This is a genomic window from Actinosynnema sp. NPDC091369, assembly GCF_044757065.1.
Lineage (GTDB): Bacteria > Actinomycetota > Actinomycetes > Mycobacteriales > Pseudonocardiaceae > Actinosynnema.
The window spans coordinates 1,413,484-1,432,598 of record NZ_JBIVUG010000001.1; the positions used below are offsets into that span (position 1 = coordinate 1,413,484).

The 19,115-nt window shown below is 73.2% G+C and carries 21 protein-coding genes and 3 tRNA genes; 11 read left to right on the top strand and 13 right to left on the bottom strand.

Annotated features, from left to right (window positions below; genetic code table 11):
* Window positions 1–2: 2 nt before the first annotated feature.
* Window positions 3–524 (bottom strand): excalibur calcium-binding domain-containing protein, encoded by a 522-nt coding sequence (locus tag ACIQMJ_RS07015; RefSeq protein ID WP_499760017.1) that lies wholly within the window; start codon window positions 522–524, stop codon window positions 3–5.
* Between the two features lie 128 nt (window positions 525–652).
* Between ACIQMJ_RS07015 and ACIQMJ_RS07020 the strand changes: the two genes are divergently transcribed.
* The 3 genes from ACIQMJ_RS07020 (at window position 653) to ACIQMJ_RS07030 (ending at window position 2,900) form a co-directional block, all read left to right on the top strand.
* Window positions 653–1,489: an oxygenase MpaB family protein gene (locus ACIQMJ_RS07020; RefSeq protein WP_499760018.1), complete on the top strand. Its 837-nt coding sequence runs from the start codon at window positions 653–655 to the stop codon at window positions 1,487–1,489.
* A 167-nt stretch (window positions 1,490–1,656) separates the two neighbouring features.
* Complete coding sequence (locus tag ACIQMJ_RS07025; RefSeq protein WP_499760019.1) at window positions 1,657–2,484, top strand: glutamate ABC transporter substrate-binding protein; 828 nt, start codon at window positions 1,657–1,659, stop codon at window positions 2,482–2,484.
* A 212-nt stretch (window positions 2,485–2,696) separates the two neighbouring features.
* Window positions 2,697–2,900 carry a cold-shock protein gene (locus ACIQMJ_RS07030; protein ID WP_015105489.1) on the top strand — a complete coding sequence of 68 codons (204 nt, stop codon included), beginning with the start codon at window positions 2,697–2,699 and terminating at the stop codon, window positions 2,898–2,900.
* A gap of 128 nt (window positions 2,901–3,028) precedes the next feature.
* Here ACIQMJ_RS07030 and ACIQMJ_RS07035 read toward each other — a convergent pair whose 3' ends face one another.
* Together ACIQMJ_RS07035 and ACIQMJ_RS07040 are read right to left on the bottom strand one after the other, a co-directional pair.
* Window positions 3,029–3,277, bottom strand: coding sequence for a hypothetical protein (locus tag ACIQMJ_RS07035; protein ID WP_499760020.1), 249 nt, complete (start codon window positions 3,275–3,277; stop codon window positions 3,029–3,031).
* A 314-nt stretch (window positions 3,278–3,591) separates the two neighbouring features.
* Window positions 3,592–3,990 carry a hypothetical protein gene (locus ACIQMJ_RS07040; protein ID WP_499760021.1) on the bottom strand — a complete coding sequence of 133 codons (399 nt, stop codon included), beginning with the start codon at window positions 3,988–3,990 and terminating at the stop codon, window positions 3,592–3,594.
* A 164-nt stretch (window positions 3,991–4,154) separates the two neighbouring features.
* Here ACIQMJ_RS07040 and ACIQMJ_RS07045 point away from each other — a divergent pair, with 164 nt between their 5' ends.
* From ACIQMJ_RS07045 to ACIQMJ_RS07065, 5 genes are all read left to right on the top strand, one after another.
* Window positions 4,155–4,400: a hypothetical protein gene (locus ACIQMJ_RS07045; protein ID WP_073886083.1), complete on the top strand. Its 246-nt coding sequence runs from the start codon at window positions 4,155–4,157 to the stop codon at window positions 4,398–4,400.
* Window positions 4,401–4,490: 90 nt separating this feature from the next.
* Window positions 4,491–5,219 carry an SCO6745 family protein gene (locus ACIQMJ_RS07050; protein WP_499760022.1) on the top strand — a complete coding sequence of 243 codons (729 nt, stop codon included), beginning with the start codon at window positions 4,491–4,493 and terminating at the stop codon, window positions 5,217–5,219.
* 163 nt (window positions 5,220–5,382) lie between these two features.
* A tRNA-Glu gene (locus ACIQMJ_RS07055) sits at window positions 5,383–5,455 on the top strand.
* A gap of 36 nt (window positions 5,456–5,491) precedes the next feature.
* A tRNA-Asp gene (locus ACIQMJ_RS07060) sits at window positions 5,492–5,565 on the top strand.
* Window positions 5,566–5,601: 36 nt separating this feature from the next.
* Window positions 5,602–5,678 (top strand) — tRNA-Phe (locus ACIQMJ_RS07065).
* Between the two features lie 42 nt (window positions 5,679–5,720).
* Here ACIQMJ_RS07065 and ACIQMJ_RS07070 read toward each other — a convergent pair.
* Window positions 5,721–6,464 carry a protein phosphatase 2C domain-containing protein gene (locus ACIQMJ_RS07070; RefSeq protein WP_499760023.1) on the bottom strand — a complete coding sequence of 248 codons (744 nt, stop codon included), beginning with the start codon at window positions 6,462–6,464 and terminating at the stop codon, window positions 5,721–5,723.
* A 65-nt stretch (window positions 6,465–6,529) separates the two neighbouring features.
* Here ACIQMJ_RS07070 and ACIQMJ_RS07075 point away from each other — a divergent pair, with 65 nt between their 5' ends.
* Window positions 6,530–6,742 carry a helix-turn-helix domain-containing protein gene (locus tag ACIQMJ_RS07075; protein ID WP_077010893.1) on the top strand — a complete coding sequence of 71 codons (213 nt, stop codon included), beginning with the start codon at window positions 6,530–6,532 and terminating at the stop codon, window positions 6,740–6,742.
* A complete protein-coding gene (locus ACIQMJ_RS07080) occupies window positions 6,739–7,275 on the top strand; it encodes a Clp protease N-terminal domain-containing protein (RefSeq protein WP_499760024.1) in 537 nt (178 codons plus the stop codon). Before ACIQMJ_RS07075 ends, ACIQMJ_RS07080 begins: the two co-directional genes overlap by 4 nt.
* On the opposite strand, the gene yczE is transcribed toward ACIQMJ_RS07080, so the two are convergent.
* Complete coding sequence (gene yczE / locus ACIQMJ_RS07085) at window positions 7,244–7,873, bottom strand: membrane protein YczE (RefSeq protein WP_499760025.1); 630 nt, start codon at window positions 7,871–7,873, stop codon at window positions 7,244–7,246. The two genes, ACIQMJ_RS07080 and yczE, sit on opposite strands and share 32 nt — an antisense overlap.
* Before the next feature lie 61 nt (window positions 7,874–7,934).
* On the opposite strand from yczE, the gene yczR reads away from it, so the two are divergent.
* Entirely contained in the window at window positions 7,935–9,395 is a 1,461-nt protein-coding gene (gene yczR / locus ACIQMJ_RS07090) for a MocR-like transcription factor YczR (protein WP_499760026.1), read from the top strand.
* Window positions 9,396–10,057: 662 nt separating this feature from the next.
* Here yczR and ACIQMJ_RS07095 read toward each other — a convergent pair.
* From ACIQMJ_RS07095 to ACIQMJ_RS07130, 8 genes are all read right to left on the bottom strand, one after another.
* Entirely contained in the window at window positions 10,058–11,005 is a 948-nt protein-coding gene (locus ACIQMJ_RS07095; RefSeq protein WP_499760027.1) for a hypothetical protein, read from the bottom strand.
* Window positions 11,006–11,328: 323 nt separating this feature from the next.
* Window positions 11,329–12,189, bottom strand: coding sequence for a CHAT domain-containing protein (locus tag ACIQMJ_RS07100; protein WP_499760028.1), 861 nt, complete (start codon window positions 12,187–12,189; stop codon window positions 11,329–11,331).
* Window positions 12,186–12,611, bottom strand: a complete 426-nt coding sequence (locus tag ACIQMJ_RS07105; RefSeq protein ID WP_499760029.1) for a hypothetical protein — start codon at window positions 12,609–12,611, stop codon at window positions 12,186–12,188. The genes ACIQMJ_RS07100 and ACIQMJ_RS07105 overlap by 4 nt, the downstream gene beginning before the upstream one ends.
* Window positions 12,608–13,150: an RNA polymerase sigma factor gene (locus tag ACIQMJ_RS07110; protein ID WP_499760030.1), complete on the bottom strand. Its 543-nt coding sequence runs from the start codon at window positions 13,148–13,150 to the stop codon at window positions 12,608–12,610. The genes ACIQMJ_RS07105 and ACIQMJ_RS07110 overlap by 4 nt, the downstream gene beginning before the upstream one ends.
* Before the next feature lie 88 nt (window positions 13,151–13,238).
* Window positions 13,239–15,410 carry an FtsX-like permease family protein gene (locus tag ACIQMJ_RS07115; RefSeq protein ID WP_499760031.1) on the bottom strand — a complete coding sequence of 724 codons (2,172 nt, stop codon included), beginning with the start codon at window positions 15,408–15,410 and terminating at the stop codon, window positions 13,239–13,241.
* A gap of 181 nt (window positions 15,411–15,591) precedes the next feature.
* On the bottom strand, window positions 15,592–17,886 hold the full coding sequence (locus tag ACIQMJ_RS07120) for an ABC transporter permease (RefSeq protein WP_499760032.1): 2,295 nt from the start codon (window positions 17,884–17,886) through the stop codon (window positions 15,592–15,594).
* The gene (locus tag ACIQMJ_RS07125) at window positions 17,883–18,581 is read right to left on the bottom strand and encodes an ABC transporter ATP-binding protein (RefSeq protein WP_499760033.1); all 699 of its coding nucleotides are present in this window, start codon (window positions 18,579–18,581) and stop codon (window positions 17,883–17,885) included. Before ACIQMJ_RS07125 ends, ACIQMJ_RS07120 begins: the two co-directional genes overlap by 4 nt.
* Complete coding sequence (locus ACIQMJ_RS07130; RefSeq protein ID WP_499760034.1) at window positions 18,578–19,102, bottom strand: PadR family transcriptional regulator; 525 nt, start codon at window positions 19,100–19,102, stop codon at window positions 18,578–18,580. The genes ACIQMJ_RS07125 and ACIQMJ_RS07130 overlap by 4 nt, the downstream gene beginning before the upstream one ends.
* Window positions 19,103–19,115 lie beyond the last annotated feature (13 nt).

Genomic DNA, 19,115 nt, shown 5'->3' on the forward strand with positions numbered 1-19,115 from the left:
CGTCAGTCGGCGCGCTCGCAGGCGATGCCGTCGCCGTCGCGGTCGAGGTAGTGGCGGTCCCAGCCGACCACCTCGATGCGCGTGGTGCCCTGCTCGTGCAGCCAGTCGCACAGCCGCCGCACGCCGCGCGGGAACCGCCAGGGCACGCACGGGCCTTCGGTCAGGTACGAGCGGTCGCAGTCCTCGCCCCACGAAGGGCTGGTGGAGGTGGAGGTCGCCGGGGCGCTGGTCGACGGCGGCGGCTCGGACGTGGTGGTCGTCACGGCGACCTCGGTGGTGGTGGTGACCGGTGGCGTGGGTCGGGGCTCGGGCGGCGGGACGACCACGAGCACCGTCGTCGGTCGCGCGACCTCGAGGGTGGTGGTGTAGGTGGCGCTGAGCACCCCGGGCTCCGCCGGGCTCAGCTGCACCTGCCGCACGTCGACCGGGCGCTGCTCGTCCACCGTGAGCGCCAGCGCCACGAGCGTGCCGGTCGCCAGTAACAGCGCCACTCCGGCGAACGCGACACTCCTGCCACTGCTCATCCCAGCACCCGCCCCGAGGCTCCAAGCTGTCACGTGGAATCGCTCGCGCCGGAAGAGGCGTTACGCCCCAGCCGTTCCGGCAGGTCGCAGGGGGTGACGGAAGCGGCACGACATGACACGATCGGGTGGTGGACGTCGGGTTGCTCGGACCGGGAAGCGTCACCTGGCAGCTGCACGCCGACCCCGCCATGTGGGTCGCCGGCATCGCCAGTCTCTACCTCCAGGCGCTGCACCCGCGCGCGGTCGCCGCCGTGGTGCAGAACTCGAACTTCCAGCAGGACCCGCTGGGCCGGTTGCTGCGCACCGCGGACTTCGTCGGCACGGTCAGCTACGGCTCCACCGACGAGGTCGAACGGGCCGCCGCCCGCGTCCGCGGCGTGCACCGCACGTTGCGCGCCAAGGACCCGGCGGGCCGGAGCTTCCGCATCGACGACCCGGAACTGCTGCTGTGGGTGCACTGCGCCGAGGTCCACTGCTTCCTCACCGTGCTGCGCCGCGCCGGCTACCGCCTCACCGACGCCCAGGCCGACCGCTACTACGCCGAGCAGCGCCGCACCGCCGCCCTCGTGGGGCTGCACCCCGACGAGGTGCCCGGCAGCGCCGCCGAGGTGGCCGACTACTTCGCGGCCGTCCTCCCGGAGCTCAAGCGCACCGCGGACTCCGAAGTGGTGTACCGGTTCCTGCACCGCCCGCCCGTGGACGGCGTGCTGCGGCTCGGCCTGGACGCCTACGAGCCGCTGCTCGGCCACCTCGCGTACTCCGTGCTGCCCGAGTGGGCCATCGCCCTGCACGGCCACCGCCCCTACCCCGAACCCGCCGCCACCGCGCTGCTGCGCGCCGTCCGCGCCGCCGCGCTGCTGGTGCCCGCCCCGATCCGCTGGGGCGTGCCCGAAGGTCACGTGAACAAGGCGATACGGCGACTGGGCCTGCGCGTTGCGCCGAGGCGGGCACTCCTGCCGTCCTGACGGGGAGTCGGCGGGCTCACAGCGGTTACTGCTCCGAACGGCGCAGTGGAGTGGACCACTGCGACCTTTATCGCATCTGGAGGAACGCTCGGTTTGCTTAGCATGGCCACCGTCCGGCGCGTCGACCCGCGCCGACGTTCCCGAGCACCCCGAGAGGTTCGCACCTCATGCTGTTCCGACGACTGCTGCCCGCGACCGCCCTGGCCGCGGCCCTGTCCCTGACCGCCGCGTGCGGCGGCGCGAGCGACGACACCCTCGCCGGCAAGGCCGACGACGGCGAGCTGACCATCGGCATCCGGTTCGACCAACCGGGTCTGGGCCAGCGCCGGCTCGACGGCAAGTACGTCGGCTTCGACGTGGACGTGGCCAAGTACGTGGCCGCCCAGCTCGGCGTGGACGAAAAGGGCATCACCTGGCGCGAGGCCCGCTCCGCCGACCGCGAGAAGCTGCTCGCCTCCGGCGAGGTGGACTTCGTCGTCGCCACCTACTCGATCACCGACAAGCGCAAGGAGCAGGTCTCCTTCGCCGGGCCGTACTTCGAGACCGGCCAGGGCGTGCTCGTCCGCTTCACCGAGGACGACATCACCGGCCCGGAGACGTTGAACGGCAAGAAGCTGTGCTCGGTGACCGGCTCCACGTCGGCGCAGAAGGTCAAGGACCAGTTCGCCCAGGACGTGCAGCTCGTGGAGTACGGCCAGTACTCCGACTGCGTCATCGCGCTGCTCGCGGGCAACGTCGACGCGGTGACCACCGACGAGGTGATCCTCGCCGGGTACGTGGCGGAGAACCCGGAGCTGCTCAAGCTGGTCGGCACGCCGTTCACCACCGAGCGGTACGGCATCGGCCTGCCCAAGGACGACGCCGAGGGTCGGGCGGCGGTCAGCTCGGCCATCGAGAAGATGGTCGGCTCCGGCGAGTGGCGGTCCGCGCTGGAGCGCAACATCGGCCAGGCCGGCGTCGAACTCCCGGAACCACCCAAGGTGACGGAGAAGTAGCTGTCCGGTGGACCAATGACTTCGGGGGTGTAGTGCTGGGCGTCACCAACCGATACGCTCAGCCACGCAGGCCGTGGTTTCTGTGTTCGTGTCTCACGCTCGCGGAACGACACGCGGGCGTGCCGTCCCCACCCCAGCGGTGGGGGAAACGCCCCGGGACGGCCGGGGCTGCACGGTGCAGCCCCAAGCTTTCCTGCGATGGAGGCAGGTACATGGCACTGGGCACTGTCAAGTGGTTCAACTCCGAGAAGGGCTTCGGCTTCATCGCCCAGGAGAACGGCGGGCCGGACGTCTTCGTGCACTACTCGGAGATCCAGGGCCAGGGATTCCGCACCCTGGAGGAGAACCAGCGGGTCGAGTTCGAGATCGGCCAGGGCACCAAGGGTCCGCAGGCCCAGAACGTGCGCAAGGTCTGATCGCAGCCGGTCGTCACAACGTCACGTCTCAGCGGTACGCAGCAGGCCCCCGACCGGGATGGTCGGGGGCCTGCTCGCGGTTCGGGTTCGGGCCCGGCTTCGGGGCCGGGGCGGTGTGGTGCGGTGGGCTAGTAGCCGCGCTGGCGGGCTTCCCACTCCAGTCGCTGCATGACCCACTCGGTGGCCAGCGCCTGGGGGGAGGTCTGCCGCTCGGCGGCCAGTTCCTTCAGCTGCTCGTTCGCCATCAGCTGGAGGCGGAGCTGGTAGACCTGCGCGTTGCCGAAGCTGGTGCCGGCCGTCGTCTCCGCGTCCGCGGTCTCCGGGGCGAGGGCGGCCAGGTAGGACTCCAGCTCCTCGTCGGGCAACGGTTCTTCCACTTCGCGCGAGAGCGGGCGATGCCGGCCGGACTTCGACCGTCCAAGGGATCCAAGAGGCACGGCGACACGATAACGGTTGGATTGCGGAGCCGGCCGAACTGTGGCCTGGGTCACAGATGTGTGCATGGAGAGGCCCCCGCGCCAGGGGGAGGAACGCGGGGGCCGGAGGGGATCTCCACAGGCGCTGACCGGGGGTGTGTCAGCAATTCGGATTCTTGCACGCGCACGTGGGCCTGGGGAGTGGGTTGAGCCGAAATCTTCAGGTAGTCGATGGCGGCAACCCCTACCGCGCCCGTTCCGGCGCGCCGGCGGAGCTACCCCTGAGGCGTGTGCGGCTCTTCGGGCGGCGCCTCCAGGTTGGTGATCTCGCCCTCCAGCCGCTGCACCAGGTCCTCCAAGCCCGCGAGCATCCCGTCGAGCTGGCTCATCTTGTCGCTCATCAGCCGGTCGATGTCCGCCTCGATCGCCGCCAACGACAGGCTGCCGAACAGCTCCTGCGGGTCCGCCGCGGCGGGACCGGGCTCACCGGCCGCCGGGCTCTCCGCTGCCGTCGTCTCGGCGGTCTCGGCGGTCTCGGCGGTCTCGGCCGTCGCGGAGTCCGGTGTGGCGGTGTCGGGCGTCGCGGTGGCGGGCGTGGTGTCCGGCTGCGCGGCGTCGGCCTTGCCGTCCGCCGCGGGTGGTTCCGGGGTCTGCCCCGGTACCGGTTCGGTCATGGGTTGCACCCTCCTCGTTCGCGACAAGCACATCACGCGACGCTTGACACCAAGTGGCCTACACGGAAAGTGACGCTGTGTTGCCCCTGAATCACTCTCCGGGGGGCTGCTGCGGTTCGATGGGCTCGCTTAGCCTCACGCCAACCTCAAGTCGGGGAGGCGTCATGAGCGGGTCCCTTGAAGTGCGTCAGTTCCTGTGGAACCAGGACGACACGATGTCCAGGCCGGGCGGCGGTGGGGTGCCCGCCCAGCGAACCGGTGAGCCGTCGCGGATCTCGGACGAGCAGGTGCACCGGGCTCGGTTGTCGGTGGCGCGCGGTGCCACCAGCGCCGAGGACTGCCGGTTGCTGCTCGACATGCTCGGGCTGTCGCCGGGTGAGGACGGGGGCGTGCCGCCGGTGCAGCGGTAGGACGTCACGGGTCACGGCCCCTCCGGGGCAGCTCGATCCGGAGGGGCCGTCCTGTTGCCGGGGCACGGAGTTTTGTGACAGTGTTACAAAATGCCGTCCCTCGCTGAGTCAACCCGGGAACCGCTGGTCAGGACCGGCGGGCTGTTCATGACGTCGCCCGAGCTCGCCGCCCGCGAACAAGCCGTCGGCCTGCCGCCGCGCACGCTGTACTTCCGCGGTCGCACGGCGGTCCTCGGCGACCCGCCGCCGGGTGTGGTGGCGTCGGTGGTCGGGATCTTCCCCGAGTGGTTGGTCGAGGCCGCCCTCGTGCGCTCCTTCCCCGCCGACCGCGCCGCCGGTGCCTACGCCGGCGCGTGCTGGGACTGGTCCCGCAACCACCTCGGCGACGTGCCCGAACCCGACCGGTTCGCGAAGCTCGCGCTCGCGGTGGTCGACGGCGCGGACGCCTCCGCGCTGCCGCTGTTCCGCGGCTGGCGCGACGCGGCCCGTCCCGCCGACGCCCCGGCCGCGCTCGGCCACGCCCTGATGGTGCTGCGCGAGCTGCGCGGCGGCCTGCACTTCGCCGCGCTGCGCGCCGTCGGCCTCAGCGTGGTGCAGGCCGTCGCCCTGGACCCCGGTGGCGGTCGCGGCCGGCTCCTCCGCACCGGGTGGCGCCCCGAGGACGCCGAGGAGCTGCTGGCGTCCGTGGCGGACCGGCCGGACCTCGAAGAGCGGTGGCGGCGGGCCGAGCGGTTGACCGACGAGCGGTTCGACGACGCGCTCGCCGTGCTGACCGACGCGGAACGGGCCGAGTTCGCCGGCCGACTGGTCGCGCTCTGACCCTCGACGGGTGGTCGCACGGGGGTGGAATCGCAGGTCAACACCTTGTGCGACCCCCGTTTTGGAAGTGTGGTGCCTCGTGCCCTATGCTTACGATGCTTCCACCGGACAGCGTGGAGGGCCTGGGAAAGAAGGTGGCCCAAGGGCTGCCGGCGGAAACCAGGTCCCCATCGTCTAGCGGCCTAGGACCCCGCCCTTTCAAGGCGGTAGCGCGGGTTCGAATCCCGTTGGGGGCACGTAGTACAGTGGGACAGCAAGACAGAAGTGAGCAAGGCCCAGTGGCGCAGTTGGTTAGCGCGTCGCCCTGTCACGGCGAAGGTCGCGGGTTCGAGTCCCGTCTGGGTCGCAAGGCAGTTCGGCCAGGTTGGTCGAGCCGCTACCTGGCCAGGTAGCTCAGTTGGTACGAGCGACCGCCTGAAAAGCGGTAGGTCGGCGGTTCGACCCCGCCCCTGGCCACCAGATCGTTCGAGAAAGCCCTTCCGATTGCCGGAGGGGCTTTTCTCATTTCCCGGCGGTGAATCGGATGACCGCCAGCGCCTGATCGTCGTGCACTTTCGGCCGCGGCCACTTCGCGCGATCACCGTCACCCTCTTCGGCCGCGCGGATCTCGTCCAGCACGGCTTCCGGCCCTCTTTTCGACGTGATGTCCAACACGGTTTGCCAGTCCGCGAACAAGCCGTAGTCGTCCACGCCGCAGGACACCCCGTCGGTCGCCATCAGCACGGCCCGGACCCGGTGCCGCGGCCAGCTCGCCCGCACCGCCCGATGAGCGGCCGCCGGCTCCGCCTCCGCGACCCACCAACCGTGCTCCCGGTTGCGCCAGTCCGTGATCCGGGTCACGCGGCCGCGCAGGTCCCGCAGCCGGTTGTCGGCGACGACCTCGACGCCGTCGTGGGTGAACACCACGACCGGGCTGTCGGCCAGCACCAGGACGTCGACCGCGGTGTCGGTCCACCGCGTGATCGCGACCGTGCTGGACGGCGAGTCGCCCGGGGTGAGGCCGTGCCGGGCGGCTAGCCGGGCGATGGCGCGCGCCAGGTCGTCGGCCAGGTCGCCGTCGAGGCTGGTCAACTCCTCGGCCAGGTGGCGCGAGTGCCAGCCGCCGTCGCGTTCCCGCGGGGTCGGCGAGGTGGCGCCGTCCAGCAGCACCACGGCGTTCGGCAGGACGACGACGCGGTCCTCGGTGGGGCGCGGCAGGCCGTCGCGGCCCAGCCCGGCCCGTTCGGCGGTGGTGATCTCCGGCATCACGGCCGAGCCTAGTGCGTCAACCTGGGTTGACAACCGGGTGCGTGTCAACCAAAGTTGACGGCATGACGGAGGCAACGGAGCTCGCCTCGGCGGCGGGCGACCAGGACCCCAGGGTCGGGCTGCGAGCGGTGAGCGCGCTGCGCCGACTACTGGAAACGCTCGAAGCCGTGCAGGTGCGCAACGCCCGCGCCCGCGGCTGGTCATGGCAGGAGATCGCGGCCGAGCTCGGGGTCACCCGGCAGGCCGTCCACAAGAAGCACGGGGGAGACCGATGATCGGGGAACGGTTCACCAGGGCCGCCCGCCAAGCCGTCCACGAAGCGGTCGCGCAGGCCGAACGGCTCGACGCGCCCGAGATCGCGCCCGAGCACCTGGCGCTCGCGCTGCTCGACGCGCCGGTGCTGGCCGAATTCGAGCTGGAGCGCGACGAGGTCGCCGACGCGTTCGCCGCCGCCCGGCGCAAGGGCGGGCTCAGCGACGCCGACACCGAGGCGTTGCGGGGGCTCGGCATCGACGTCGACCGGATCGTGGCGTCGGTCGAGCGCACGCACGGCGAAGGCGCGCTGGCCGGTGCGCCGGGCCGGCGCCGGCGGCGGTTCTTCGGCAACCACCGGCCGTTCACCGCGGCGGCGAAGAAGACGTTGGAGCGCAGCCTCGTCGAAGCCCGCGACCTCGGCCACCGCTCGCTCGGCCAGGAGCACCTGGTGTTGGCACTGCTGGCCGAGCGGGGGCTGGTGGCCGAGGTGCTGGGGTCGCGGGGCGTGAGCTACGTGGAGGTCAGGAAGCGGGTCGCTCGCTCACCCAGGTGACCAGGGGGAGGAACGCCTGGGTCAGCGGGCCGATGGTGACGGCGAAGAGCACCGTGCCCACGCCGATCGTGCCGCCGAACAACCAGCCGACCGCGAGCACGGTCACCTCGACCACCGTGCGCACCAGGCGCAACGAGGTCCCGGTCCGCGCGCAGAAACCGGTCGTCAGGCCGTCGCGCGGACCGGGGCCGAGGCGGGCTCCGATGTAGACGGCGGCGGCCAGGCCGTTCAGCACGATCCCGACCGTGAGGAACAGGATGCGCGGCAGCAGGTCGGCGGGGTTCGGCAGGATCGCGAGCGTGACGTCCACGGCGACGCCGATGACGACCACGTTGCAGACCGTGCCGACGCCGGGTCTCTGCCGCAGCGGGATCCAGCAGAGCAGGACCACCGCGCCGACGAGGGCGGTGATCAGGCCGAACGACAGGCCGGTGATCTTGGTCAGGCCCTCGTGCAGCACGTCCCACGGGTCGAGGCCGAGGGTGGCGCGGATCTGCAGCGCCATGCTCGCGCCGTAGAGCCACAGGCCCGCGAGGAGCTGGGGGATGCGGCGGACGGGCGAGACGGTGACCGGGACCGGGGTGAGGGCGGCGAGCATGTGGCCATCCTTCGTCCCGATTGGCCTTGTATTCCAGATCCAATCGGCAATAATTGGCCTTGTGAACCTCGATGTCCCGCCAGGTGGACGCATATCCGGCTTCCGCCTGGCCCGACTGCTCGGTGAGTGGCGTCGCCGTGGCGCACGTCACGGCTCGGTCGACCTGGCCGCGGCGATCCGGATGCTCGTGCTCGACGGCCGGCTGCCCGCGGGGACGCGGCTGCCGGCGGAGCGCGAACTGGCCGAGGTGCTGCCGGTGAGCCGCACGATGATCACCGCGGCGCTGGACCAGCTGCGGTCGGAGGGGCTGGTCGCGAGCCGGCGCGGGGCGGGGTCGTGGATCAGCCTGCCGACCGGGGCGCTCGGCGTCGTGCCGGACACCCCGCTGGTGGGGCACGGCACGGTCGACTTCGCGCGGGCCGCACCACCGGCGCTGCCGGGCGTGCTGGCGGCGTTCGACCAGGTCCGGCGGTACCTGCCGGAGCACCTGGCCGACCACGGGTACTACGAGCACGGCCTGCCCGAGCTGCGGCAGCGCATCGCCGACCGGTACGCCGCGCGCGGCCTGCCGACGTCACCCGACCAGATCGTGGTGACCAGCGGCGCGCAGCACGCGCTCGCCCTGACGCTGCGGCTGTTCACCGGACCGGGTGATCGGGTGCTGGTGGAGCAGCCGAGCTACCCGAACGCGCTGGACGCGATCAAGGCCGTCTCCGCCATCCCGGTGCCGGTCGCGATGACCGACACCGGCTGGGACCTGCCCGGCATCGCCGCCGCCCTCCGCCAAGCCGCACCGCGCATGGCCTACGTCGTGGTCGACTTCCACAACCCCACCGCCCACCGCCTGGACGCCGAGGGCCGCGCCGAACTGGCCGACACGGCCCGCCGGGCCCGCACCCCGCTGGTCGTGGACGAGACCGTCGTCGAACTGGACCTGGACGGCGACCCGCTGGACGGCCCGCCGCCGATGGCGAAGTTCGCCGACGACCTGGTCGTCACCCTGGGGTCGGCCAGCAAGTCCCACTGGGGCGGCCTGCGGGTCGGCTGGATCCGCGCGTCCCCCGAGGTGGTCCACCGCCTGATCTCCACCCGCACCGCGCTCGACCTGGGTTCCGCGGTGGTCGAGCAGCTGGTGCTGGCCGAGCTGCTGGCCGACCCCGAACCGGCCCTGCGCGAACGGCGGGCGCAGCTCGCGGCCCGGCGCGACGTGCTGATGGAGGGGTTGCGCGAGCACTGCCCGACGTGGCGGTTCCGCAGGCCGGAGGGCGGGCTCAGCGTGTGGTGCGAGCTGGACGGCCCGGTGAGCACCCGCATCGCGGTCGTGGCCCAGAACCACGGCATCCGCTTGGCCCCGGGGTCCCGCTTCGGGGCTCACGGCGGGTTCGAGCGCTGGTTGCGCCTGCCGTTCGTGCAGCCGCCGGAGGTCTTGCGGGACGCGGTCCGCCGGCTGGGCCTGGTGGCCGCGTCGGTGGCGGGTCCGGGGATGTCCGCTGACGCCGACCTGACCGTCCCGGTCGCCTGACGCCCGTTCGGCGGTCCGATCGGCCGGCGGTTCGGCCGACGGTCGGTTCGACTGGCGTTCCGGCGGTCAGCCGGGTCGGAAGGCTCGGCCGAAGGTCTGATCGCGGGGCCGGTCGGTGGCCGGCCCGGAGTTCTGGCTGGTGGTGTGCCAGGTGGCTCGGCCGAAGTCCTGTCCGGTGACATGCCGGGCGACTTGGTCGAAGTCCGGGCCGGTGGCTCGCCCGAGGGTCCGGCTGGTGGTCTCGCCGGTGGGCTGCTTCGTGGGGGTGGTGGGGTGTGGGCGGGGGTGTGGTCGGCAGGGGGTCCTCATGGTTTAACCGAGGGGCGGTAACAGTGTTTCCGTACATTCTCGGGTCGTGATCACCCGATCGTGTTTCCCGGCCGTCGGGTCCGGCGCAGCCCCTCGGTGAGCCGGAGCCCGACGGCGGTTCGTGGACCTGCGGCGGGGACGCTCCAGGGATTGGCGTCCCCTGCCGCAGGTTCCCGTCGGTCCCGGCGTCGCGGGGGCAGCGCGGCGACGGGACCTCACCCGTTCCTGCCAGGGCGCGGTTGGCAGGACGGGGAGCTTCGCGGTTCGTGCGCGAACAGGTGTGGTGCGGGGGAGAAGAACCGGTCAGACGGTGTGCGATCGCGCGTGCTCAGGGCACACGGGTCCCGTGTGACTCAGTCGGGTGACGTGCTCGGCAGCCCTGGAACGCTGCCCGGGGTGCGGCCGTCGTCCCAGCGCTCGGCCGACCACGCGGCCGACGGCTTGGGGTCGGACTGGCCAGTGAGCGACGCGAGCACGCCGCCCCGGTGGCCGCCGCCGCTGTCCGCGCTGCCCGAGGACGCCGTGGGCGCGCTCGGCGCGGGTGCCTGCTTCGGCGCGGGGGCGGGTGCGCTCGGCTGCGGCGCTTCCCAGACCACCTCGGCGTCCGGGGTGGCCGGTGGGACGGCCGGAGCCGGCGGGGAAAGAGGTGCGAACAGCGGCACGACCGCGCGGGCCGGTGCGACCACGGGTGCCGCGGTCGGCGTCACGGCCGCCCTGGCTCGGGCCTCCGCCTCGCGGGCGACGGCCTTCGCGGCCACCTTCGCCTCGTGCAGCGGTGCGGGCATCGTGTTCGACACCGCGCCCGAGTGGCTGTACCCGCCGTAGCCGCTGGAACCGCCCGAGTACCCGTAGCCCTCGTAGCTCTGCTCGCCGGTGCCGTCCGAGTACGGGTCGGCGTCCGGGTAGCGGTAGGTCTCCGCCTCCCCCGGGCCCGCCATCGCGGACAGCGGAGCGGCGGTGAACGCGTCGGCACCGGTCAGGTCGGCGGTGAACAGCGCGACCGCGGGGAATGACTCGAACGACTGGGTCGACTCGATCGGCTGAGGCTCGTGCGTGACGGTCGCGAACGGCGCGAGCTTCGCCGGCACGGCCTCGGCGACCGCCTGGTCGACGACCGCGGCCTGCGGTCCGCCGAACGTCGCGTTCACCGCGTCGAGCGCCTTCACTACCTCGTCAGAGTGGTCTTCGCCCGCGGACGCCACCCCAGCGCACACGAACCACGCCGCCGCGGCCAACCCGCTGACGGTGAGCGTCCGCAGCAGCAGCGATCCGCCGCGGCGCACCGCGAAGGGAGTAGCCACTGTGGATCACCACCGCTCCGGGGTAAGGCGAACGGGACGGACCGTTCGAGGTCCACGTTCTGCTATGTCTAGCACTGGGAACCGCATTTTCGAACGTTCTCCGGCGGAAACCGCTCGGAAGGGCGGTGCGGTGCGGCTGTCCGTGTCGTCCCACCGGTCCGTGAACACAGTCCGTCGTGTCCCCCTGATGGGGTGAGGGTGTGAAATGTCCGGTGTGGACGGCGGCGGGAAGTCCCGTGTGGACGCCTGACCGGCGCATTTGACACCAACGGCCTGCGACACCCGAATAGCCGTCCCTCGAATGGGTGAAGGGAAACGCACGGTCACCCCGCTCCGAGGCAGACGAAGCCCAGGTCACCGTGCCGGGCCTGAGCGTCCGCAAGCGCTTGCGCCGGGTGGTCCAGGTTCGCGTGGAGTTCCGCCATCAGGCCCACCACCCGTTCGTCCACCGAGCCCTGGACGCTCTCCACGACGACACGCGCACCTCGCCGCAAGAACTGCCGCGCCAATCCCGATTCGCCGGCGGGCAACACCACCACCGAGGGCACCCGCGCCAAACCCGCCAAGTCGTGCCCGTGCAGCGGCCCGTCCGCCAACGAAAAATACGAAAACAATTCGTCTTGCCGCACACCGCGGGCCGCGAAGTGCACGACATCCGCATTGATCATTCCGCGCAATGCGTCATCGACCGTCGAACAGACGCGACCACCGTGCGCGGCGCGCAGAGCGTCAACCTCCCGCCCCGCGCGCCCGGCCACCCACAGGCGCTCGGCCACCGCCAACGGCCGAGAGGCAGCCCGGAACCAGCACCCGACCGACGGCGCCACCGACACCGCGCGCCCCCGGGCCGACGGCAGCGCGCCCCACGGCACCCGGGCCAGCTCCGGGCTCGGCACCACGACCACCGCGCGGTCACCGGCGGGCCGCAGGAGGCGGTCGAGCGCGGCCACGTCCCCGGACGGCGGAACGTGCCGCGCCACGCCGAAGTCGTGCACCCGCACCCGCCCGCCGACGACGGACGCGCCGACCAACCGCCCGCGGTGGCTGATGAGCACCAGCAACGCCCGCTCGCCCAACGCGTCCACCACGTCGTCCAGCCGCACGCCCGCACGCCCGACCGCCGCCGAGCGCGACAGCACGCGCAGCTCCCGTTCCAGCAGCGCGAGCCGGTCCCGCGGCGTCACGCGACGAACCAGGGCGTGGCGTGGTCCGGGCCCGCACCCCGCAGCACGCACCGGACCGGCCCGAACGGCACCCGCTCGACGTGGAACCACCCGGCCGCGTCCAGCGCCGACACCGCCGACCCTCCCGGCCAGCGCACCACCGCCACCGAACCCACCCGAGCCGACCCGCTGACCCGCACCGCGCCACCGCCAGGCGAAAGCCGGAGGTCGAGCCCGTTGAACGCCATCCGCCGCGGCCCGCCCGGCGGGTCCGCGAAGACCGAGTCCGACAGCAACCGCAGCGGCACGGCGTCGGTGCGCTCACCCAACGCGGTCCGCGCCCGGACGGCCACGTGCTCCGGCGTCGGGTCCAACCCGTCCACCACCGCGGCCAAGGCGTCGAGCAGCGCCCGGTCGCCGCACGCCCGTTCCACGCCGATCACCGGGCCACCCCGAGTCGGCGGCGCAGCAGGTCCAGGCACCGGCCGCGGGTGGCGCCCAGGCTGTTCACCGGCACCCCGACCGCCTCGGCGACCTGGGTGAACGACAGCTCGGGCGCGAACGCGGCCAGCCGCAGGATCTCGCGGCACCGGTCGGTCAGCGTCGCGTACGCCCGCCACAGCCCGGTGTCACGGGCCAGCGCCGCCTCTTCCGGCGTCGGCCCGTCGTCGGCGCGAGCGGCGGCGTTCGCCAGGTCCGTCGGCACTTCCCGGCCGCGCGACCGCAGCACCGCCAGCGTCTCGCGCCGGGTGGTCGTGACCAGCCACGCGCCCAGCCGGTCGGGCCGGCGGATGCGGGACAGGTTCTCGGCCAGCGCGAGCCAGGTGGCCTGGCAGACGTCGGCCGCGTCCTCCCGGCTGAGCCGGTGCGAGCGCGGCACCGCCCAGACCAGGCGCACGTAGCGGCGGACGATCTCGTGCCACGCGGCGGCGTCGCCGCGGCAGGCGAGGACGAGCAGCTCGGTGTTGTCGCAATCTCGCATGCACCTTGAGAGCACCGGGTCTGACCTGGGGATACCGTCGCCGCTCGATGGTGTGGTCGGGGGAACCGGTGATCGTCTCGCTGCGTCGCTACTCGGTTCGCAGGCTCGCCGGGCGGATCGCCGAGCGCAGCGCGGGCAGCGTGCACAGCGACACCACGAGCACGACGACCGCCGCCGCGGCGACCGTGGTGGCGATCTCGGTCCAGTCGACGCGGAACCGCCCGGACGGCGCGACGAGCCACGCCGTGCCCAGGCCGATCGGGATGGCCAGCGCGATGCCGAGCGCCGCCGGGATCGCGGTCTGCCAGAGCGCGGACACCGCGAGCACCTTGGGCGGCACGCCGTTGGCGGCCAGCACCGCCGTGGGCCGGCGGCGTTCGAAGACCTGGTCCACGGCCGCCGCCGCGAGGCCGATCACGGCCAGCAGGGTGAGCAGCACGGACCCGCCGATGACGCCGCTGCGCAGGGACGTGAACAGCTCGACCTGCCCGGCCTCGAACTGGCGGCGCAGCGTGACGCCCCGGTCGGCGCGGCCGGTGGCGGCGAGCAGGCGGTCGCCGAACGACTCGTCCGGGTCGCCCCGCACGACGAGCTCGGTCGGCGGCAGGGACGCCAGCACCGGATCGGCCCCGCCGGCCACGACGAGCCCCCAGAACCCGCCCCGGGCCGGCTTGTGCGGCGGCACGACCCAGTCCTGCCCGTTGACCTTGAGCTTGGCGCCCGGCTCCGGTCCGGACCCGACGAGGTACGCCGAGCCGTTCACGCAGTCCCGCACGTCGAGGCGTTCGGCGATCTCGACGCAGTCGGTGCTGGTGATGGAGGTGCGGTCGACGACGTGCATGCGCACCTCGCTGACCTGCCGCACGCCGCCGACGAGCGCGATCGCCTCCTCCAGCGGTCGCACGGAGGCTTGCCGGGGCAGGTCGAGCACCCAGCGGTCGGGTGCGTCCACCGGCGGCGCGGCGGTGAACTGGGCCGCCACGCCGAGCAGGACCTGCAACGTCAACGAGCCGGTCAGCACCACGACGACGCCGGACAGCACGCGGGGCGTGCCCGCGTCGAAGCGCAGGGTGCGCAGCGCGAGCAGCGGCGCGATGCCGTCCGGTTCCAGGCGGTGCGCGACCTCGCCGACGAGCCACGGCAGCACCGCGCCGGTGCCGGCGAGGACGAGCGCGATGCCCACGCCGAGCCCGACCGACAGCCGCGCGTCGGCCATCACCTGCCAGTAGCTGCCGATCACCGAGATGACGACGATCAGCGCCGCGCCCGCGCCGATCAGCGCGAACCGCCACCACGCCCGGCGTCGCGGCAGCTCGACCGCGCGGGACAGGCCGAGCGGGCCGACGTCCTCGGTGCGCAGGGCGAGCAGGGCCGACACGACGGCCACCACCGGCACGCCGACCGCGATCAGCGCGCCGAGCAGCGGGTCGGGCAGCAGGTCCGTGGGGAAGAAGCCGACGCCCTCCACCTCGATGAACCGGGCCAGCGGCCGGGCGGCGAAGAACAGGGCCACGCCGACGAACAGGCCGAGCACGGCCCCGGTCAGCGTCTCGCCGCTGGCGATCCAGCGGAGCTGGGTGCGGGACGCGCCGACCAGCCGGATCGCGGCCAGGCGCTGCTCGCGGCCGGTCGCGCCGAGGCGGGTGGCGACCAGCACGAAGATGCCCAGCGGCACGAGCAGGGCGCTGATCGCGGCGACCATGAGCAGCCGGTAGATCGGCGGCAGGGTGGCCGGTGACCGGCCGCTGCCGAACCCGGCGGCCGGGTGGGCGCTGTCGAGGTGGTCGTCGGCCAGGCCCGCGTAGAAGGTCAGGGACTTCGGCCGGGGCAGGCCCGCGTCGGCGATCACGCCGATGACGCTCTCCGGGAAGCGGGCGCGGACCGAGTCGTCGGTGCGCATCAGGTCCAGCAGCTCGGGCGAGACGACCAGTTCGCCCGGTCCGGGGACGCGGCCGACGCCGGGCGGCGCGGGCGCGCCGGGCGCGGTGGCGGCCAGTTCCACGCCGGTGATCAGCCGGCCCTGCCAGGACACGGTGACGTGACGGGCTTTCAGCGTCGCACCGGCCGCGGTCGAGTCGAGGGACGCCGCCTGCACGCGCTGCGACTTCGCCTCCCGCGCGGGGCCGATCGAGGCGGCCAGCAGCAGCACGGTGACGCCGAGGCCGACGCCCGCGGCGGTGAGCGCCAACCTGGCCCACGACGTCCGGCTGCCCCCGACCGCCAGCCGGATGCCGAGGACCAGGTCGGCGAGCCACCTCATCGGAGCACGCCCTGGGCGCTCCGGTCGCCCGTGCGGGCGGTGTGGTGGCGGTGGTGCGGGAATGGGGTCACATCTCCTTAGACGCCTCGGAGCGCCCGAACGTGGCTTCGGTGTGCCGACCGCTGGTGACGTCGCCGCCCCGGGCTTGGGGGCGTCGGGGGCGGCGACGTCCGCCTCGGACCTACTCGGAGCGCAGGCCGAGGGCGCCGGTGGCCCGTCGCAGGGACGGCAGCGACAGCAGGGTCACGACCACGACGAGGAGGGCGGCGGCGGCGCTGAGCACGCCGATGCCCGGCCAGTCGAGCACGATCGGCTGGGAGATGATCCGCAGCAGCAGGACCGCGAGCCCGCCGCCCACGCCGACGGCCACGACCAGCGCCAGGAGCAGCGGCACGGCGTTCTGCCACAGCAGCGACCGGCCCAGCGCGTCGCGCGGCACACCACTGGCCGCCAGCACGGCCAGGGGCCGCCTGCGCTCCCGGACCTGCTCCAGCGCCAACACCAGCAGGCTCGCGCCCGCCAGCAGCAACGTGACCAGCGAACCCGCCAGCAGCGCTTGCCGGATGCTCTGGAACTCCTTGATGCGGTCGGACAGGTCGACCTGGCCGTAGTAGGCGGTGTAGGCGCGCCACGTCATCGGCGCCACGGCGTTGCGGACGTGCTCGGCGATGTCCGGCTGGTCCGGGTCCACCTGCACGAGCACCCTCGTGTGGCCCGCGGCGGCCGGCAGGTCCCGCACCAGGGACGGCGTGACGAGCAGCCCGGAAACGCCCATCGGATCGTCGTCGGACCCGGCGACCTCGGTGAACGCGGGCACCGTCCACTTCAGACTCGGTTCCTGCTCCTGGTCGTTCGCGAAGACCCCGACCTGTTGCCCCGGTTCGGGTTCCGGGCGGCCGGAGCCCGGACCCGACGGCTCGGCGACGTGGAACGAGTCGCCTTCCGCGCAGCTCGGCAGCGCGACCGTCGCCCGCAGCACCTCGCACGTGCCGACGGTCGCCGAGTAGTAGTCCTCACCGAGCTTGAACGCCACGCTCCGCAACGGGTGCACGCGCTCCACGCCGACCGACCGCTGGAGCAGGCCCACGGTCTGCTCGGTCGTCTCGGGCGTCGACTCCTGGAGCACGACCACGATCCGGCTCCGGTCGACCTCCGGCAGGGGCCGGTCCACGACCTCGCTCTCCGCGCTGGCCATCACCGATTGCAGCGCGATCCCGCCCGCCAGGACGACGGCCACGCCGCCGACCACGCGCGCCGCCGTGCCGCTCTCCAGCTGGAGCCTGCGGATCGCGAGCTGCCACGACGGCGCACCGCCGCGCAGCCGGCCCACCGTGCGCTCGACCACCCACGGCAGCAGCACCGGGATGCCCAGCAGCAGCAGGATGATCCCGCCGATGACGATCTCGGCGGACCCGCTGCTCACCGCGCCGCCGAACGCGCCCGCCTGGGTCAGCAGCGCCGCCGCGCCGAGGCCGACCGGCACCAGCCGCCACCACAGCACCCGCCGCACCGGCTTGGTCCGCCGCACCACGCCCAGCGGCTCGATCACCGTGCGGCGCATCGCGACGACCGCCGTCACCACGGCCATGACCGGCACCAGGACCGCGATCAGCACCGCGAGCGGCAGCGACGGGGTCATGTCGCCGATGAACACGCTGACACCCAGCAGCCGGACGTTCTCGACGAACTGCCGCGCGACGAAGAACAGCGCCGCGCCGACGGCCAGGCCGACGACCGCGCCCAGCAGCGCCTCGCCCGCCGCGATCCGGCGCACCCGCTGCGCACCCGCGCCGACCAGCCGCAACGCCGCCAGCCTCCGGTCGCGCTCGGCGCCCGCCAGCCGGGTGGTGATGCCCACGAACACCAGCACCGGGAACAGCAGCGCGACCACGCCGACCATGATCAGCAGGGACAGGATGGGGTCGAGGGTGCGGTCCTGCCGCTCACCCCCGAACCGGACGACCGGGTCGCTGCCCTCCCGCGGCACGGTCGCGTCGCCCGCGTAGAACACCATGTCGTGCGGCGCGTTCAGCGCTTCCCGGCCGATGGTGCCGATCACCTGCTGCGGGAACCGCTCCCGCAGCAGCTCGCCGTCCGGCGAGGCCAGCAGGTCCGCCAGCGCGGGCGACACGAACATCTCGCCGTCGGCGGGCACCTTCGGCGTGCCCGGCGGCACCGGCGCGTTCGGGCCGCCGGGGTTGACGAACCGGCCGGTGATGGGGTCGCCGCGGTAGTCGGTGTTCCAGAACAGGGAGTACAGCACGTCACCGGTCGCCGTCCGGTCGACGACGGGCGAGGCCGCGGCCTGCCGCTCCGCGCGTTCGGACAGCACCGTCGTCACCGAGGACGCGGCCAGCAGCACGGCCACCCCGATGCCGATGCCCGCGCCGGTCAGCGCCAGGCGCACCCACGACGTGCGGCCGCCGCCGAGCGCGAGCCGGACGCCGAGCGCGAGGTCGGGGAGCCACCGCCTCACGTGACCGGCTCCATCTCGCGGGACCGGCCGTCGCGCACCACGACCTCGCGGTCGGAGTAGGCGGCCACCCGCGCCTCGTGCGTCACCAGCACCACCGCCGCGTTCGTCTCCTTCGCCGCGGTGACCAGCAGCTGCATCACGCGCTCGCCGTTGAGGGAGTCGAGCGCGCCGGTCGGCTCGTCGGCGAACACCACGCGCGGTCCGGTGACCAGGGCGCGGGCCACGGCCACCCGCTGGCCCTGGCCGCCAGAGGTCTCGCCGGGGCGCTTGTCCGCGACGTCGGCGACCTCCAGCCGCTCCAGCCACTCGCGGGCGCGCGACTCGGCCTCCTTGCGCTTCACCGAACCCAGCCGCAGCGGCAGCGCCACGTTCTCCAGGCAGCTCAGCTCCGGCACGAGCTGGCCGAACTGGAACACGAAGCCGAAGTCGGTGCGCCGCAGCTCGCTGCGCGCGCCGTCGCCCATCGCGCTGAGCTCCACGTCGCGGTAGCGGACCGTGCCCCGGTCGGGCGTGAGGATGCCGGCCAGGCAGTGCAGCAGGGTCGACTTGCCGGAGCCCGACGGGCCCATCACGGCGACCACCTCGCCCGCGCGCACGCGCAGGCCGGCCCCGTCCAGCGCGGGCGTCGGTCCGAACGACTTGTGCAGGTCGACGGCTTCGAGCAGGGCGCGTGACGTCACGTCCGCGTCGGTCATCGGGTCACCGCCGTCTTGAGCTGGCCGAGGCGCGCGGCGGTGAGCTCCAGCCAGCGCAGGTCGGCTTCCAGGTGGAACAGGGCGTGGTCGCAGATGAGCTGGTCGGCGAGGTCGCCGCGGGCCTTGCGCTTGGTCAGTTCGCGCATGGTGACCAGGTGGGCGGCGCGCTGGACGTCGAGCACGTCGTCCGCGCTGCGGCCGGACAGCAGGGCCAGCACGACCTTGGCGTAGAGGGTGTTCTGGAGGTAGGGCTCCGGCTTCTCCGGCGTGCCCAGCCAGTGCTCGACGTCCGTGACGCCCGCGTCGGTGATCGCGTACCGCTTGCGCTCCGGCCCGTCGCCCGCTTCGACGCCGGCCTCCTCGACCAGGCCGTTGCGGAGCAGGCGCGACAGCGTGGTGTAGACCTGCCCGTAGTGCAGCGGGCGGTCGTGGCCGAAGCGCTCGTCATAGACCTTCTTGAGGTCGTAACCGTGCCGGGGGCCCTTCTCGAGCAGGCCCAGCAGGGTGTGTCCGATCGACATGGGAGCGACTATA

Bases quoted from the DNA above. Each gene is read 5' to 3' on its own strand.
- ACIQMJ_RS07015 (WP_499760017.1), bottom strand. From the start codon at position 524: ATGAGCAGTGGCAGGAGTGTCGCGTTCGCCGGAGTGGCGCTGTTACTG.
- ACIQMJ_RS07025 (WP_499760019.1), top strand. From the start codon at position 1,657: ATGCTGTTCCGACGACTGCTGCCCGCGACCGCCCTGGCCGCGGCCCTG.
- ACIQMJ_RS07030 (WP_015105489.1), top strand. From the start codon at position 2,697: ATGGCACTGGGCACTGTCAAGTGGTTCAACTCCGAGAAGGGCTTCGGC.
- ACIQMJ_RS07040 (WP_499760021.1), bottom strand. From the start codon at position 3,990: ATGACCGAACCGGTACCGGGGCAGACCCCGGAACCACCCGCGGCGGAC.
- ACIQMJ_RS07045 (WP_073886083.1), top strand. From the start codon at position 4,155: ATGAGCGGGTCCCTTGAAGTGCGTCAGTTCCTGTGGAACCAGGACGAC.
- ACIQMJ_RS07050 (WP_499760022.1), top strand. From the start codon at position 4,491: ATGCCGTCCCTCGCTGAGTCAACCCGGGAACCGCTGGTCAGGACCGGC.
- ACIQMJ_RS07070 (WP_499760023.1), bottom strand. From the start codon at position 6,464: ATGCCGGAGATCACCACCGCCGAACGGGCCGGGCTGGGCCGCGACGGC.
- ACIQMJ_RS07075 (WP_077010893.1), top strand. From the start codon at position 6,530: ATGACGGAGGCAACGGAGCTCGCCTCGGCGGCGGGCGACCAGGACCCC.
- ACIQMJ_RS07080 (WP_499760024.1), top strand. From the start codon at position 6,739: ATGATCGGGGAACGGTTCACCAGGGCCGCCCGCCAAGCCGTCCACGAA.
- yczE (WP_499760025.1), bottom strand. From the start codon at position 7,873: ATGCTCGCCGCCCTCACCCCGGTCCCGGTCACCGTCTCGCCCGTCCGC.
- ACIQMJ_RS07110 (WP_499760030.1), bottom strand. From the start codon at position 13,150: ATGCGAGATTGCGACAACACCGAGCTGCTCGTCCTCGCCTGCCGCGGC.
- ACIQMJ_RS07115 (WP_499760031.1), bottom strand. From the start codon at position 15,410: ATGAGGTGGCTCGCCGACCTGGTCCTCGGCATCCGGCTGGCGGTCGGG.
- ACIQMJ_RS07125 (WP_499760033.1), bottom strand. From the start codon at position 18,581: ATGACCGACGCGGACGTGACGTCACGCGCCCTGCTCGAAGCCGTCGAC.
- ACIQMJ_RS07130 (WP_499760034.1), bottom strand. From the start codon at position 19,102: ATGTCGATCGGACACACCCTGCTGGGCCTGCTCGAGAAGGGCCCCCGG.